The organism is Mesorhizobium sp. RCAM 05099 (assembly GCF_059683685.1).
In genome coordinates, this window is sequence record NZ_CM185035.1 from 487,735 (window position 1) to 502,216 (window position 14,482).

The 14,482-nt window shown below is 64.9% G+C and carries 14 protein-coding genes and 1 pseudogene; 6 read left to right on the forward strand and 9 right to left on the reverse strand.

The genetic code is table 11. The features are described 5' to 3' along the window. Window positions 1-120 precede the first annotated feature (120 nt). From dnaJ to AC56QQ_RS02335, 5 genes and pseudogenes are all read left to right on the forward strand, one after another. Window positions 121-1,251 carry a molecular chaperone DnaJ gene (gene dnaJ, locus AC56QQ_RS02315; RefSeq protein WP_023765366.1) on the forward strand — a complete coding sequence of 377 codons (1,131 nt, stop codon included), beginning with the start codon at window positions 121-123 and terminating at the stop codon, window positions 1,249-1,251. A 162-nt stretch (window positions 1,252-1,413) separates the two neighbouring features. Further along, the gene (pmtA, locus tag AC56QQ_RS02320) at window positions 1,414-2,019 is read left to right on the forward strand and encodes a phospholipid N-methyltransferase PmtA (RefSeq protein ID WP_497125404.1); all 606 of its coding nucleotides are present in this window, start codon (window positions 1,414-1,416) and stop codon (window positions 2,017-2,019) included. A gap of 317 nt (window positions 2,020-2,336) precedes the next feature. Next, on the forward strand, window positions 2,337-2,933 hold the full coding sequence (locus tag AC56QQ_RS02325; protein ID WP_497125405.1) for an NADPH-dependent FMN reductase: 597 nt from the start codon (window positions 2,337-2,339) through the stop codon (window positions 2,931-2,933). 11 nt (window positions 2,934-2,944) lie between these two features. Further along, on the forward strand, window positions 2,945-3,643 hold the full coding sequence (gene pyrF, locus AC56QQ_RS02330; protein WP_497128855.1) for an orotidine-5'-phosphate decarboxylase: 699 nt from the start codon (window positions 2,945-2,947) through the stop codon (window positions 3,641-3,643). Between the two features lie 29 nt (window positions 3,644-3,672). Continuing rightward, window positions 3,673-3,896, forward strand: a pseudogene (locus tag AC56QQ_RS02335) (DUF1330 domain-containing protein); the annotation flags it as partial. 63 nt (window positions 3,897-3,959) lie between these two features. Here the strand turns inward: AC56QQ_RS02335 and AC56QQ_RS02340 are convergent. The 7 genes from AC56QQ_RS02340 to AC56QQ_RS02370 all read right to left on the reverse strand — a co-directional run bounded on the left by AC56QQ_RS02340 (window position 3,960) and on the right by AC56QQ_RS02370 (window position 11,941). Next, window positions 3,960-5,018 carry a D-alanine--D-alanine ligase family protein gene (locus AC56QQ_RS02340; protein WP_497125406.1) on the reverse strand — a complete coding sequence of 353 codons (1,059 nt, stop codon included), beginning with the start codon at window positions 5,016-5,018 and terminating at the stop codon, window positions 3,960-3,962. A 127-nt stretch (window positions 5,019-5,145) separates the two neighbouring features. Beyond that, window positions 5,146-6,027 carry an SMP-30/gluconolactonase/LRE family protein gene (locus AC56QQ_RS02345; protein ID WP_497125407.1) on the reverse strand — a complete coding sequence of 294 codons (882 nt, stop codon included), beginning with the start codon at window positions 6,025-6,027 and terminating at the stop codon, window positions 5,146-5,148. Continuing rightward, a complete protein-coding gene (locus tag AC56QQ_RS02350; RefSeq protein WP_497125408.1) occupies window positions 6,027-6,665 on the reverse strand; it encodes a 2-dehydro-3-deoxy-6-phosphogalactonate aldolase in 639 nt (212 codons plus the stop codon). Before AC56QQ_RS02350 ends, AC56QQ_RS02345 begins: the two co-directional genes overlap by 1 nt. Beyond that, complete coding sequence (locus AC56QQ_RS02355; protein WP_497125409.1) at window positions 6,662-7,615, reverse strand: 2-dehydro-3-deoxygalactonokinase; 954 nt, start codon at window positions 7,613-7,615, stop codon at window positions 6,662-6,664. The genes AC56QQ_RS02350 and AC56QQ_RS02355 overlap by 4 nt, the downstream gene beginning before the upstream one ends. Continuing rightward, a complete protein-coding gene (locus AC56QQ_RS02360) occupies window positions 7,612-8,379 on the reverse strand; it encodes an SDR family NAD(P)-dependent oxidoreductase (RefSeq protein WP_489858749.1) in 768 nt (255 codons plus the stop codon). The genes AC56QQ_RS02355 and AC56QQ_RS02360 overlap by 4 nt, the downstream gene beginning before the upstream one ends. A 263-nt stretch (window positions 8,380-8,642) precedes the next feature. Beyond that, the gene (locus AC56QQ_RS02365; protein WP_489858748.1) at window positions 8,643-9,992 is read right to left on the reverse strand and encodes a putative bifunctional diguanylate cyclase/phosphodiesterase; all 1,350 of its coding nucleotides are present in this window, start codon (window positions 9,990-9,992) and stop codon (window positions 8,643-8,645) included. A 152-nt stretch (window positions 9,993-10,144) separates the two neighbouring features. Then, a complete protein-coding gene (locus AC56QQ_RS02370) occupies window positions 10,145-11,941 on the reverse strand; it encodes a GtrA family protein (RefSeq protein ID WP_497125410.1) in 1,797 nt (598 codons plus the stop codon). 195 nt (window positions 11,942-12,136) lie between these two features. Here AC56QQ_RS02370 and AC56QQ_RS02375 point away from each other — a divergent pair, with 195 nt between their 5' ends. Further along, window positions 12,137-12,754: a class I SAM-dependent methyltransferase gene (locus AC56QQ_RS02375; protein ID WP_497125411.1), complete on the forward strand. Its 618-nt coding sequence runs from the start codon at window positions 12,137-12,139 to the stop codon at window positions 12,752-12,754. A gap of 24 nt (window positions 12,755-12,778) precedes the next feature. Here the strand turns inward: AC56QQ_RS02375 and AC56QQ_RS02380 are convergent, their stop codons facing one another. Then, window positions 12,779-13,186 (reverse strand): GtrA family protein, encoded by a 408-nt coding sequence (locus AC56QQ_RS02380; RefSeq protein ID WP_497125412.1) that lies wholly within the window; start codon window positions 13,184-13,186, stop codon window positions 12,779-12,781. Continuing rightward, window positions 13,183-14,427, reverse strand: coding sequence for a glycosyltransferase family 2 protein (locus tag AC56QQ_RS02385; RefSeq protein ID WP_497100413.1), 1,245 nt, complete (start codon window positions 14,425-14,427; stop codon window positions 13,183-13,185). The genes AC56QQ_RS02380 and AC56QQ_RS02385 overlap by 4 nt, the downstream gene beginning before the upstream one ends. Window positions 14,428-14,482: the final 55 nt, after the last annotated feature.

Consider the following 14,482-nt stretch of genomic DNA (forward strand, 5'->3'; position numbering starts at 1 on the left):
TGCGGGCAAACCCGCGTCGACACTGGCATCCCGCTTCCATCGCACCTAAATCGGAACGGCGGCGCCGGCAGAAGACGCAACAATGCTTCAAGACGTTGAGCATCCGGACAGCGGGAAAAAATGAAAGCTGATTTCTACGAGACGCTGGGCGTCCAAAAGGGCGCCGACGAGAAGGAGCTGAAGAGCGCTTTTCGCAAGCTCGCCATGCAGTTCCATCCCGATCGCAATCCCGGCGATCATTCCTGCGAGCACAAGTTCAAGGAAATCAACGAAGCCTACGAGACGCTGAAGGACCCGCAGAAGCGCGCGGCATATGACCGCTTCGGTCACGCGGCCTTCGAACAGGGCGGCATGAATGGCGGCGCGCAAGGGTTTGGCGCCGGTGGCTTCGCCGACATCTTCGAGGATATTTTCGGCGACATGATGGGCGGACGCCAGCGCCGCTCGTCGGGCGGCCGCGAGCGCGGCGCCGACCTGCGCTACAATATGGAAATCTCGCTGGAGGAAGCCTTCGCGGGAAAGACCGCGCAGATTCGCGTGCCGGCCTCGATCTCGTGCTCGGAGTGCTCGGGCAGCGGCGCCAAGCCTGGTACCCAGCCGGTGACCTGCTCGATGTGCAACGGCCACGGCAAGGTGCGGGCCACGCAGGGCTTCTTCTCGATCGAGCGCACCTGCCCGCAATGCCAGGGACGCGGCCAGACCATCAAGGACCCCTGCCCGAAATGCGCCGGCCAGGGCCGCGTCACCGAGGAACGTTCGCTGTCGGTCAACATTCCGGCCGGCATCGAGGACGGCACCCGCATCCGCCTTGCCAATGAGGGCGAGGCCGGCCTGCGCGGCGGCCCTTCGGGCGACCTCTATATTTTTCTGGCGGTCAAGCCGCACGAGTTCTTCCAGCGCGACGGCGCCGATCTGTACTGCAAGGTGCCGATCTCGATGACGACGGCAGCCCTTGGCGGTTCCTTCGAGGTGACGACACTGGACGGCACCCAGACCAAGGTGAAGGTGCCGGAAGGCACCCAGAACGGACGCCAGTTCCGCCTCAAGGGCAAGGGCATGCCGGTTCTGCGCCAGCCCAATGTCGGCGACCTCTACATCCAGACCGCGGTCGAGACGCCGCAAAACCTTTCCCGCCGCCAGCGCGAACTGCTGGAGGAGTTCGAACAGCTCTCCTCGCAGGACAATTCACCGCAATCGAGTGGCTTTTTCGCGCGCATGAAGGATTTCTTCGAATCCTTCGGCGAGCGGTGATGCATAGGGCAAGACGCCAAGGCCGGCCGCACGAATCCGTATGGCGAGTCGCTCCTTGGGAGGCGACGAAACTTATCTTATCCACGACATCGGCACGGCCGCGCCTTGCCTTGCGTCACCCAGGTGCTAAGTAGCTTGCGGGGAGCGCTGAGGAGAGCTTGCATGACACGTGGTCCCGGACTCCGTAAGGCGCTTGCCGAAAAGTTCGACGACGAGCTCAAATTCTTCAAGGGCTGGATCGACAAGCCGAAGACGGTCGGCTCGATCGTGCCGACCAGTTCGATCACCGCCCGCAAGATGGCCTCGATCGTCGATCCGAAATCCGGCCTGCCGGTGCTTGAGGTCGGTCCCGGCACCGGCGTCATCACCCGTGCCATCCTGGCCCAGGGGGTGCGCCCCGAAAGCCTCTACGCGGTCGAATACAACACGGATTTCGTGCGCCACCTGCGGGCGCTCTATCCTGCCGTCAACGTCATCGAGGGCGATGCCTTCAACCTCGACGCCACGCTTGGCGACAAGAGCGGCATGATCTTCGATTCCGTCGTTTCCGGCGTGCCGCTGCTCAACTTTCCGGTCGCCCAGCGCATCGCCTATATAGAGAGCCTGCTCGACCGCATCCCGGCCGGCCGGCCGATCGTGCAGCTGACCTATGGCCCGATGTCGCCGATTCCGCCCGGCCGCGGCGACTATACGGTCGAGCATTTCCATTTCGTCATCCGCAACATCCCGCCGACGCAGCTCTGGATCTACCGGCGCGAAGCACATTAGTTTCTGGGTGCAGAGCCGTTCGCGGATCGCTGGCGCTGACCGAATACCTTGGCGATTGGCATAAATGCCCATCACTTCGTCATCCACGGGCGGAGCAAGGAGCGTAGCGACGCGGCGCAGACCCGAGGATCCATGCCGCGACTTCTGGGCGCCGCTACGGTGCAAAATTATGCTCCGCGACACTCTTCGGCTGAGGTCGCGGCATGGATCCCAGGGTCTCCGCGACGGAGCTTCGCTCCTGCTTCACCCAGGGATGACGAAGTTGGCGTTGATTTGCTCGAACCTTGGCTGTACCTGTCCGGGAACAAGGGTGGCCAATGGCAGTGATCCCGAAAATCCTCGTCTTCGCCGGCTCGGTGCGCAGCGGCGCCTACAGCGGCAGGACCGCCGACGTGGCGCAAAAGGAGCTTGCGGTGCAGGGCGCCGAGGTGACCCGCATCTCGCTTGCCGACTATCCGCTGCCGATCCTCGATGAGGACCTCGAAAAGGAGAGGGGCGTTCCTGAAAACGCCGTCAAACTTGGCCGGCTGATTGCCGCCCATGACGGCGTGATGATTGCGACGCCGGAATATAACGGCTCCATCCCGCCACTGCTCAAGAACACGATCGACTGGGTGAGCCGGGTGCGCAAGGATGGCGGCCGGCCGGTCAGGCCGCTTGCCGGCAAGGTGGCTGGCCTCTGCTCGTCTTCCAACGGGCACTTTGCCGGCATCCGCTGCATCAACCATCTTCGCGCCGTACTGGTGCGTTGCCAGATGGTGGTGGTGACGCCGGAATGCTCGGTGCCCGAAGGTGGCGACGCCTTCGACGAGGACGGCAATTTCCGCGACGAAAGACTGTACAAATCGATGGAGCACCTATGCCGCACGCTGATCGAAACCTCGCGCCTGCTGTCCACCCGGATCGAGGCGTGATCGCCGACACCATGCGGCCCCAATCCATGCATGAAAGATTGATCGTCGGCCTCGACGTGCCGACCGTGAAGGAAGCCGAGAAGGCGGTGCACGAACTCGACGGCGTCGTCTCCTTCTACAAGATCGGCTATCAGTTGGCCTTTGCCGGCGGGCTGGACTTCGCCGGGGAACTGGCCAGCGGCGGGACAAAGGTCTTCCTCGACATGAAGCTGCTCGACATCGACCACACGGTGGCCAAGGGCGTCGAGAACATCGTCAAGATGGGCATGTCCATGCTGACCATCCACGCCTACCCGAAGGCGATGCGCGCGGCGGTGGAAGCAGCGCGTGGCAGCGACCTTTGCCTGCTTGCCGTCAGCGTGCTGACCTCGATGGACGAGCAGGACGTGATCGACGCGGGCTATGAATACGACCCGCATACGCTGGTGCTGCGGCGCTCGGAACAGGCGCTGCACGCCGGCATGGGCGGCATCGTCTGCTCGGCCGAGGAAGCGGAAGCGGTGCGCCGGATCGCCGGGCCAGACATGGCGGTGGTGACGCCGGGCATACGGCCCGCGGGCAGCGACCATGGCGACCAGAAGCGCGTGGTGACGCCGGCACAAGCGATCCGGAACGGCTCCAGCCACCTCGTCGTCGGCCGGCCGATCGTTGCTGCCGCCAACAGACGCGAAGCGGCCGAAGCCATCCTCGATGAAATGCGCTCGGCCTGATTTCCCAGGAATAAACTCGGAGAAAAACCATGCCCAAGGGATACTGGATCGCCCGCGTCGATGTGCGCGACGCCGAAGGCTACAAGGACTATGTCGCCGCTGCGAAGCTCGCCTTCGACCGCTTCGATGCGAATTCCTGGCGCGCGGCGGCGCGCATGAAAAGGCCGAGGGTCCTGGCCGCGCCCGCAACGTCATCATCGAGTTTCCGTCGCTTGCCGCGGCGCACGACTGCTATCACTCGCCGGAGTATCAGCGCGCCGTCGCCATCCGCCAGAAGGTCGCCGACGGTGAGATCGTGCTGGTCGAAGGAGTCTAGCTAGGAGAAGAGCCGGTTCGCGGCGGCTTCTGCCATGGCGTCGGCAAGGCTCAGGCCCCATTGCTGGCGGCAATAGGCTCGGAAATCGAAGCAGGGCAGGCCGGGGCAGACCTCGAACTCGATGAGGTGGACGGTGTTGTCGGCCTCGACCCTGAGATCGATGGAGAACACGTCGCGCAAGCCGAGCCCACTCATCAGCCGCTCGGCGATCGCACGGATCCTGGCGTCGGCGATTGGCTGGCCGTCGGCGACCGCCACGAGTTCCGGTTCGGCATAATATCCCGCCGCCTTCGCTGCCTCGCCGGTTTCACCATAGAGCGCGAGGCTGTCCGCCATGGTCTGGAAATCGCCGCCGGAATCGACAAAGGCTACGCCAAGCGCTTCGACGCCGACTTCCGGTGTCAGCCCAAGAAAACTCGCGCGCACATTGCGGCCGGCGACATAAGGCTGGACGACGACATCATCGCGATAGGCCGAAAACACCCGGCGGCTGAGTTCCAATGCGTGGCCGAGATCACTGGTGCGCGAATCAGGCCAGATGCCGATCTTGGCGCCCAGCCGGTTGGGCTTGACGAACCAGCCAGCGGGCGACGCCGGCGGCTCGACCAGCCATTCCCCGTTTCGCGCCAAACCGGCCTGCGGCACCGGCAGGCCCAGCGCGCCAAGCACGGCGCCGGAGCGGAACTTGTCCTGGCAGAGGGCGAACAGCGCATCGTCGGCGCCGATCGTCTTGAAGCCGCCCAGTCTCGCCAGAGCCGGTGCGGCACCGCCACGGAAATAGGCGACGCCGTCGGTCAGCGTCCAGACCATCGTGGTGCCGGGATTCTCGCCGGCGAGCGCCGCTGCGGCATCGTCGAGCGCGACGGGCGTGAAAGACAGGCCGCGCGCCGGGCAAGCGGCGGCAAGCGCGTCGAACTCGCGCGCAAGGTCGGTCGACTGCGCCAGGTAGGAGGCGATCTCGGCGGCGCGCTCCGGCGCATGGCCCTCCGCGATGAGGCGGTCGAAGCAGGCCTTCTCCGGCTCATGGACAAGGATCAGTTTTGGCTTGTGGCTCGACATGAAACGAACGATTCCCGGCGCTACGATCACCTACCATCGCATGGCCGACGCAAACGGCTTTCGCGAAACCGACCCAGGCCAGACGCCTGCGTGACAGCAGCGGAAACCGAGGGCGCCGATCGCCCGCTCAGGCGATCAGCACGCGTGGCTCGAAGCGGCCGTTGACGGGGATGTCGAGCAGAAAGGTCATGCCCGCCTGCGGGTCGAGCTGGCGCTGCTTCTCGTCCTTGCCCGACCAGGCGGAAGTGACCGCCAGCCGATCGGCGTTCTTGCCTATGAAGGCCGGACAGGATGGCTGCGTCACCGGCATGGCGACCGAGCGCAGCAACGTGCCGTCAGGGGCGTAGGCCTTGACCACCTTGCCACTCCAGACGGCGTTCCACAGCACGCCGTCGCGGTCGACGACCGATCCGTCGACATAGCCCTTGGACGAGCGGTGGTCTACGAACACATTCGGTTCGCCGGCAGGCAGGCCGGTCGCCGGATCACAGGCGACGCGCATCAACAGTCCGGTCGAGGTGTCGGTGTAGTAGGCGAGCGCGCCATCCCCGGAGAAACAGATCGAATTCGAGACGGTGATGTCCGAAAACAGGCGGCGCAGCTCGCCCTTGAAGAACCAGTAGATGGAACCGGCGCCCTTTTCCTCTTTCTTGCCCATTGTGCCGGTCCACAGGGCACCGCAGGGATGGACGCGGGAATCGTTGGAACGGGTCAGCGGATTGTCGGCCTCGATCGGCGTGTGCAGCGTCAGCTTGCCGGTGGCGACGTCGCGGACATGGAGCCCGGTCTCGGTGGCGATCAGCTGGCGCTGCTCGTCGATGATGGCGATGGCGCTCGCCATCTGGCCAAGCTCGTGGATTTTCAGCGCGCCGCCCGCCCCGGCTTTTTCGAGAAGCTGGCCGTTGACGATGTCGAACCAGTAGAGCGTATCGGTGGCGGGGTCGTAGCTCGGCCCTTCGCCGAGCTGGCAGATATGGTCGGAAAAAACGGAAACGGTCGCTTCGCTCATCATACTTCTCCGAACACCGCATCCCAGGCTGTCACCGCCGCTTGGGCTCGCGCGGCCACCTCATCGACGCTCATGCCCGGCTTGAACAGGCTGGAGCCGAGGCCGAAGACCGTCACGCCCACCGCCTTGTAGCCGGCAAAGTCCTTTTCCGAAACGCCGCCGACAGCGCCGACCAATGTCTGCGCCGGCAGCACCGCCCGGATCGCGGAAATGCCTGCCGCGCCGAGCACGCTGGCCGGGAAGAATTTCAGCGCCGAGGCGCCGAGCCGGATCGCCTGGAAGGCCTCGGTGGGCGTGAACACGCCGGGCATGGTGACCATGCCGTGGTGCATCGCGCGCGCCATCACTTCTGCATCGATGTTGGGGCTGACCAGGAGCCGCCCGCCGGCCTTGTGCAAGCCATCGACATCGGCTGCCGTCAGCACCGTGCCCGCGCCGACTAACGCCGTCCTTGGAAGCGCCTCGACAATGCCCGCGATCGAGACAAAAGGCTCGGGCGAATTCAACGGCACTTCGATCGCCTCGATGCCGGCGTCGAACAGCGCCTGGCCGATCGCGACCGCCTCGGTCGGCTTGAGGCCGCGCAGGATGGCGACCAGTCCGCGCTTGAGCTTGGGAAAGGCTGCGGTCTGGCTCATCGGGCAACTCCGGTTCTGGCGATCATGCCGTTCTCGCGCGCGGCCTCGACGAGCCCGGCACGCACCGCCTCGTCGGCATCGACGGTGCGCACGCCGAGTCCGGCAAGGCCGAGCGCCGCCTGGTAGAGCGCTGCAAGCGCGCCGGAGGCGACCAGCACGACCGATGCCGCGCCGGCGCCATGGCGGCGGCTGGCGGAGGCGATCTCGCCGCCGATCAAAAGGCCGGACAGGCAAGCGGCGGCATCATCGGACTTCAGGTCCTGCAGCAGGCCGGCGGCGCGGATGGAAAACAGCCGCGAGGTGACATCGCCGCCTTCCGCCAATGCGGTTTCGCACCAGCGGCGGAAGAACGGATTGTCCGCAGTGACCGGCTTCGGATGTTCGCCCAGCGAATGGCGCAGGATCGAGTGCGCGGCAAGCACCGAGAACAGCTCACCGGTCGGCCAGGTGCCGAAACCGGCAACGGCGCCATCCTCGACCAGCACCCATTTCGAATGGGTGCCGGGCATGCAGACCAGTTGGCGTCCCTTGGCCGGCAGGCCGGCGCCGGCAAGCTGCGTTTCCTCGCCGCGCATGACGTCGGGGGCATCGGCCAGACGCTGGGCGAGGCCCGGCACGATGCGGATGTCGCGGTTCTGGCCGAGCACAAGAGCAGCACCCCCGAGGATGGCACCGATCGGTGAAGGCACGCTGACATAGGGCGCCTCCAGCCAGCCTTGGCGGGAGCCGGCCATGCCGCAGATGATGACGGGCAGCGCATCGGGTGCCCCCATCGCCACCAAGTGCCCTTCGAGAAGGGTCGAAAAGCCTTTCTGCTGCGCGGTGATCAGGCCATCGTCGCCACGGCGTTCGGCAAGAACCTTGCCGTCCTTGTCGACTAGCCAGACCCGCATGCGGGTCGTGCCCCAGTCGACGGCGGCTACCGCCGGCGCGTTGCTGGCTGGGCTCACAGAAAACCTCCATCGACGATCAGCATCTGCGCGGTCAGCATGCGCGAAGCGTCCGAGGCCAGGAACAGCGCGGTGCCGACGATGTCGTCCGGCTGCATCACCTGCTTGATGCACTGCTTGGCGACATGGGCGGCAAGCGCCTGTTCGGTCACCCAGAGTTCCTTCTGCCGCTCGGTGATCACCCAGCCGGGCGCGATGGCGTTGACGCGAATGCCGTCCACGCCGAGCTTGCCGGCCAGCCCCTTGGTCAAGCCGAGGATACCGGCCTTGGCGGCTGTGTAGGCCGGCATGTCGGGATGGTTGATGAGGTAGGATGTCGAGGTGAAATTGATGATCGAGCCGCCGCCGGCCCGCTTCATGCCCGGCGCCACCGCTTGCGCGGTGAAGAAATGCGGCCGCAGATTGATCGCCTGGTTGTTGTCCCAGAATTCGACCGTCACGTCCTCGACGGCGTGGCGCTCGTCCCACGCGGCATTGTTGATCAGCACGGTGACATCGCCATGCGCCTCAGCCGCCCTCGCCGCCGACGCCCGCAGGGCCGCGACATCCCGCAGGTCGGTCTTGAGATAGAGCGGCCGGCGGCGGAACTCTTTTTCGATGCGGTCGGCAAGGGCCGTGCTTGGGCCATCGGCGATGTCGATGAAGGCGACATTGGCGCCCTGGCGCACAAAACCCTCGGTCAGTGCCGCGCCAATTCCAGAGCCGCCGCCGGTGATCAGCACCGAGGCTTCCTTGAGGTCGGCAAAATGCGCCGATGGCATCATCTGTTCTCTCCCAGCGCATGACCGAAAATCGGACCGATTTCCGGAAAGGGACCATGCGCAACATCACCTGCTACTGCGTCGCTTGCGCGTCCTGAAGGACGCGCGGCGCTGTAGTCGGACCGGCGCGCATCCTAGCCAGACACGTCGTGCGGGCAAGGGCGAAAAGCCGGATTGGCGGGCTTATGTCAGACAAAACGACAATGCGCCGCGCTGGACGCACACAGCGCTGTCGGCGGGATTGCCGGCGGCGTCGATATCGGCGGTCAGACCGCCTTGGCGCGCGAGGCGCCGCGGAAGGAATCGCGGAGATAGCCGAGCGTGGCGTCGGCATCGACCGGCTTGCCGAACAGATAGCCTTGCCCGCCGGCGCAGCCGAACTGGACGAGGCGGTCGGCCTGCGCTTCCTGCTCGATGCCCTCCGCCACGACATCCATGCCGAGCCCCTCGCACATGGCGAGAATGGCGCGAATGATATGTTCCGAGGGACGGTCATCGAGAATGGAGGAGACGAAGGCGCGATCGATCTTGAGCTTGTCGAAATGGAATTCGCGCAAGCGGCCGAGCGAGGACTGGCCAGTGCCGAAGTCGTCGAGCGAAACGCGGATGCCGACGCGGCGCAAATCCTCGACGATCTTCTCGGCCGAGGCAGGGTCGTTCATCAGGCCGGTCTCGGTGATCTCGATTTCCAGCCGGCGCGGATCGAAGCCGGTGCGCTCGAGGATCGCCAGTATATGCAGGCCGGTGTTCTGGTCGACGAGTTGCGAAGGCGACAGGTTGAAGGACAGGAACAGGTCCTTCGGCCAGCTTCTGGCCGCCTCGGTCGCCTTGCGCAGCACCAGCTGCGACAGCGGGCCGATGATGCCGCGCTCCTCGGCGATGGGAATGAAGACCGTCGGCGGCACCGAGCCGAGGTCGCGATCGGTCCACCGCGCCAGCGTCTCGAAGCCGACGGTGCGGCGGGTGTTGAGGTCGACGATGGGCTGGAAATGCGGCTCCACCTCACCGGCGGAGACGGCGCGGCGCAGCGCCTGTTCGATGCGGGTGACTCGCTTGGCCGCTTCCTCCATCTCGCGGGTGTAGACGACGACCCGGCCACGGCCGGAACGCTTGGCATGGTAGAGCGCCGTCTCGGCCTTGTTGACGAGGATTTCGGTGGTCTCGTCGCCGGAATAGAACAACGAGCAGCCGACCGAGGCCGAGAGCCTCGCCGTGCGTTCGCCGACATCGTAGGGCGCCGACAGGATCTCGATCAGCATGCGGGATTTTTCCGCCGCCGCTTCCTCGCTGAACACCAGCGGATAGAGGAAGGCGAATTCGTCGGCGCCGATCCGGCAAACCGTCGAATGACCATCCATCGAGGCGCGCAGCCGCATGGCGACCTGGATCAGGATGTCGTCACCGGCCTTGTGGCCGAACAGATCGTTGATCGGTTTGAAACCGTCAAGGTCGAGAATACCGACGGTGAACGGTGCCGGGTCGTCGGCACGATCGCTGATCAGGCGATCGACCTTGTCGAAGAAGCGGCGATGGTTGCCAAGCCCGGTCAACGGATCGGTGAATGCCAGATCCGTGCTCTCCCTGTTTGCCTGACCGGTGCCAAACGAAGTTTGCATCGGTGTCCCTGTTTGTGACTGCGGATTTACACCCAGACTGTCAGCAAACCCTTTAGGAAACGTATCCCCAAATCGATTATTCGCGGGTAAAGTGCATCACCTTCGGGAAGATCCCCACCGCATGCGTCAAACCTTTGTTTTCAGGCAATTCTTCAGCCGTTGGGCCTGACACGATAGAGTTCGAGCGGGGCGCCCCTGGTGTCCGCGACCGGCTCCAGCCATTCCGGCACGTTGCGGCGCATCAGCCCGGCCAGAAAGCCGTCCGGCGCGGTGGCGGCGAGAAGCTGGCTTTCTGGATTGCCACGGCATACAGCGACAAGGCCGACATGGTGGCTTTCGACCGCCGACCTCGCATCGGCGTCCGATCCGAGGAAGGCATCGAGCGCAAGCAGGTTTCCCGCGATGTTGCGATGATACGGCCCGGCGAACACGCGATGCCCGGAATAGGCCAGGATGGGCGAGCCAAGATTGGAAATGGCGAGCACGGTGGTGTCCGGCATCTGGCCGAGTGCCGCGAACGAGGCCTTGCCCTGGCAGGACCCATCGACACTGGCGTCCTTGACGGCCACGCGGGGTTCGAACACGCTCGATGCCGCCTCGGCGGCGGCCGACCAGATTGCGTTCACCGAGATCAGCCAGGCCGCGACCATCCTGAGCAGCGCGCCGCGTGACGGGCTGGTTTCGGCCCGCTGCCGCCATTTGGCGATCCAGGCGGAAAGCGGGATCACCGCGAAGGCGATGGAGAAAGTCGAGCCGCGCACTTCCCAGGCGCTGACCAGGACCGCCACAACCAGCAGCCCGCCGACAAGACTGTCCTGCCGCCGCCAGCCGCCACGGCTGAAGCGAAGCACCATCAGGGCGACCGCCAGCAGCGGCGTGGCAAAACGCGCCACCACCCGGACCGGATCGTAGAGGACAAGTTTGTACAGCGACTGCGCCTCGTCGATGTAATCGAGCCATAATTCCCTGAGGCGCGGATCGAGGTTCGCATAGGGAGCTGCCAGGCATTGCGGGAACAGTGACACCACGACAGCGCCCAGCACCATGGCAAGCAGGCCAAGCGAGATCAGCCGCCGCCGGCGCGTGCGGCTGGCCGCATCGACCGAAGCGATGGTCGCAAGGCCAGTTCCAGCAAGCGCCGCGACGACGAACTGCATGGTCGAGAAGGCATCGCATTGCGCCTGGCCCCAGGCCGACGGCGGGATGGTGGTGACGAACACCAGCGCCGAAACGCCGGCAAAGCCGAGGCCAAAATCCATCGCGATCCGGCGTTCTCCTCCCGGGTCGACGACAAACAATATCGCCGTGCAGGCGCCGATGGCGGCGACATAGGGCGCGGTTTCCATGCCGACAGCCAGCGTCAGCGCCGCGCACAGGCCCGAAAACAGTGCCGCCCACCGACGCTCGGGTGCCTCGAGCAGCAAACCCAGGCTGGCCATGGTCAGCGTCAGCTGGACATTGTGATGATCGAGCGCACCCGGCGAAAAGATGCCGATGAAATGCAGCGCCGCGGCGCCGACGACGACAGCCGGCAGCACGGCGCCCGCACCGGCGAAACCGCGCGCCGCGCGGGCGGTGAAGAACACGGCCGCACAGAACAGCAGCGCCGGCCACAGTATCTGCGCGATGGCCTCGGCCATCGCCATGCTGCCGGTCAGGGCCGAGGCCGTGAGGATGATGGCGGCAAGCGGCGCGTCGACCAGCCGCGACCAGTGCATGACGAAGCCGCCTTCAAGCCCCATCCTGTACTGATGCAGGTCGAACCAGCCCTGTCCGGCCAGCATGTCGCGAACCTCGACCAGACGCAGCAGACTGTCATTGTCGCCGCCGGCATTGGTCAATTCACGGAATCCGTTGCAGGCGCTGACGGCAACCAGCACCAGCGCGGCGATGAGCGCCAGCGCGAGGTCGTTATGCCATGACGGGCGTGGCGTGGCCTTGACGGACATTGTGGCATCGACAGGAGTCACGGGACGGCCCTTGATCGCTCTCTTTCGCGAAAGGAAACCTAGCGCCAACTCACTGCGCAAACCTTAAGCCGGCCTTGCGAAAGGCAATCCACGCCGCGAAACGCTTTGTTCGTCATTCACGGGATATGTTCCCGGAACAGACGATGAACAGGCAATTCGGCCCCGGATCTTGGCATGAGTATTATGGCGGTCGAAAAAAAGATCCTGAACGCGGCACACAGCCGTGCAGTGTTTCAACGCCGCATCCGGGTCCTCTCCGAACATATCAGCGTCATGCTGGGCACTGAGGGCACCGTTCTCGATCTCGGCTGCGGCGACGGCTCGCTCGCCAAGGCGGTGATGGACAGGAAACCCGGGCTGACGTTTCGCGGGATCGATGTTTTTGTCCGTCCGCGTACGGCCATCCCCGTGGAGATTTTCGACGGCGCCACGATTCCGGCCGCTTCCGGGTCGTTCGACTGGGTGACCATAGTCGATGTCCTCCACCACACGGACAATCCCGGCCATCTTGTCGCCGAAGCCGCAAGGGTCGCCCGCAAGGGCGTTGTCATCAAGGACCATCTGCGGGACGGGCCCTTCGCGCACCGCACACTCAGGTTCATGGACTGGGTGGGAAACAAGGGCCACGATGTGAGGCTGCCCTACAACTATCTGTCCAGACAGGAATGGGAAGCGATGTTCGGTCAGGTCGGGCTCAAGGCCCAGACCTGGCGCGAAAACCTGGCGCTATATCCCTTTCCAGCGAACCTCCTGTTCGACAGGGGTCTGCACTTCGTGGCATCGCTTCGGTAGCCGGCGGGCCGCTGCCGAACGCCTTCACGCGGCTCTTTGATCGTCGCGAAACACCCAGACCAATGAAAGCACATAGCTCGCCGCGCTTGCGGCGACCGTGGTGATGGCTGACATGACCAGCGGCGACGCGGAAAATATCGACACCGCGACATGGGCGGACAGGCCTGCGAACGCTGCGCAGCCTAGCTGGGTGACGAGATAGCGTGGCAACGCATGGGCGTGGTCGTGCTGCCCCTCGAACGTCCAGCCGCGCTGCGCCGAATACGCCACTACGAACGCCAGCACATAGGCGATGACGCTTCCGACAAACGGCGGCAAGCCGGCCGAAACCAAGGCCCACGACAATCCGAAGAACAGCAGCGCCGCGCCAATGCCGACCACGGCGAACCGGATAAGCCGTACCGAGGCGAATTTTCGCGCGAGCCCGTTCATTTTTCAGCAGGCGCGCCGGTTTCGGCCGATCGGTTGGCCTGGCCTGCTTTCAGCCGTTTTACCGGTATCTCCAGAACCCCCAGCAGGAACGCCGAGAAGAATGCCTGGAATGAAATGACGATCAGGCTGAGGCCGAGCACGACGATACGCGGGATTTCGGAATCGTTCAGCGGACCGAAGCCGAGATGCGCCCAGCGCGCCACGGCATAGGTGAAGAACAGCACACCGCCGGCGAAACAGATGCCGGCATTGGTGGCGAGACGGTCGGTGCTGATGGTTCTGGTCAGCCAGTCGGAACGTCGGCTTGGCGGCAGAATGCCGGTTATCTCGGCATAGTAACGCGAAATGGCGCCAAAAGTGATGAGCTGGACGCCGGTGACGACCATGAAACAGGCGGCGACGAAGGTGTTGAGGTCGAGCGACAGATTGTCGATCACGCGCAGCGGCCCGAACACCAGCAGCGCCGCAAACAGCATACCAAGGCCGCCGAGCACCGTGCCCGGTATGAAGAACATCCAGCGCGGATTGTAGACCAGCAGGAACTTCAGGTGTCGCCAGCCGTCGCGCCAGGTCCTGAGATGCGGCGGCCGGCTGCGGCCGTCGGGCTTGAGCTTGGTCGGCACTTCCTCGATGCGCAGGCCGGCCAGCGCGCCGCGCACCACCATTTCGCTGGCGAATTCCATGCCGGTCGTCTGCAAATCGAGCTTCCTGATGCTCTCGGTGTTGAAGCCGCGCAGACCGCAGTGGAAATCACCGGTCCTGATGCGGAAGAACAGCCGGCCGACGAAGCTCAGCACCGGATTGCCGAGATAGCGGTGCAGCGGCGGCATGGCACCGGGCTCGATGCCGCCTTGGAAGCGATTGCCCATGACCAGGTCGGCGCCGTCACGCAGGCGCGCGACGAAGGCCTCCAGCGCGCCGAAATCATAGCTGTCGTCGGCATCGCCCATGATGATGAAGCGGCCCTTGGCAGCGGCGATGCCACCAAGCAAGGCGGCGCCATACCCCTTTTCGGCCACAGGCACGACACGGGCGCCGATCGCGGCGGCGATATCCTGCGAACCGTCGGTGCTGCCATTGTCGGCGATCAAGACCTCGCCGGAGATCCCGGCCTTGCCGAGAAAAGCCTTCGCCTTGCCGATGCAGACGGCCAGCGTCTCGGCCTCGTTGAGACACGGCATGAGGATGGTGAGTTCGAGCTCTTTGGCCGAAGCGGCGCGGATGGCGGTGACGGCGTTCATGGTCGTTGTTCCATCGAGGACCCGGTGCGGCAGCGGCAGGCCGGGCAATTCGGCG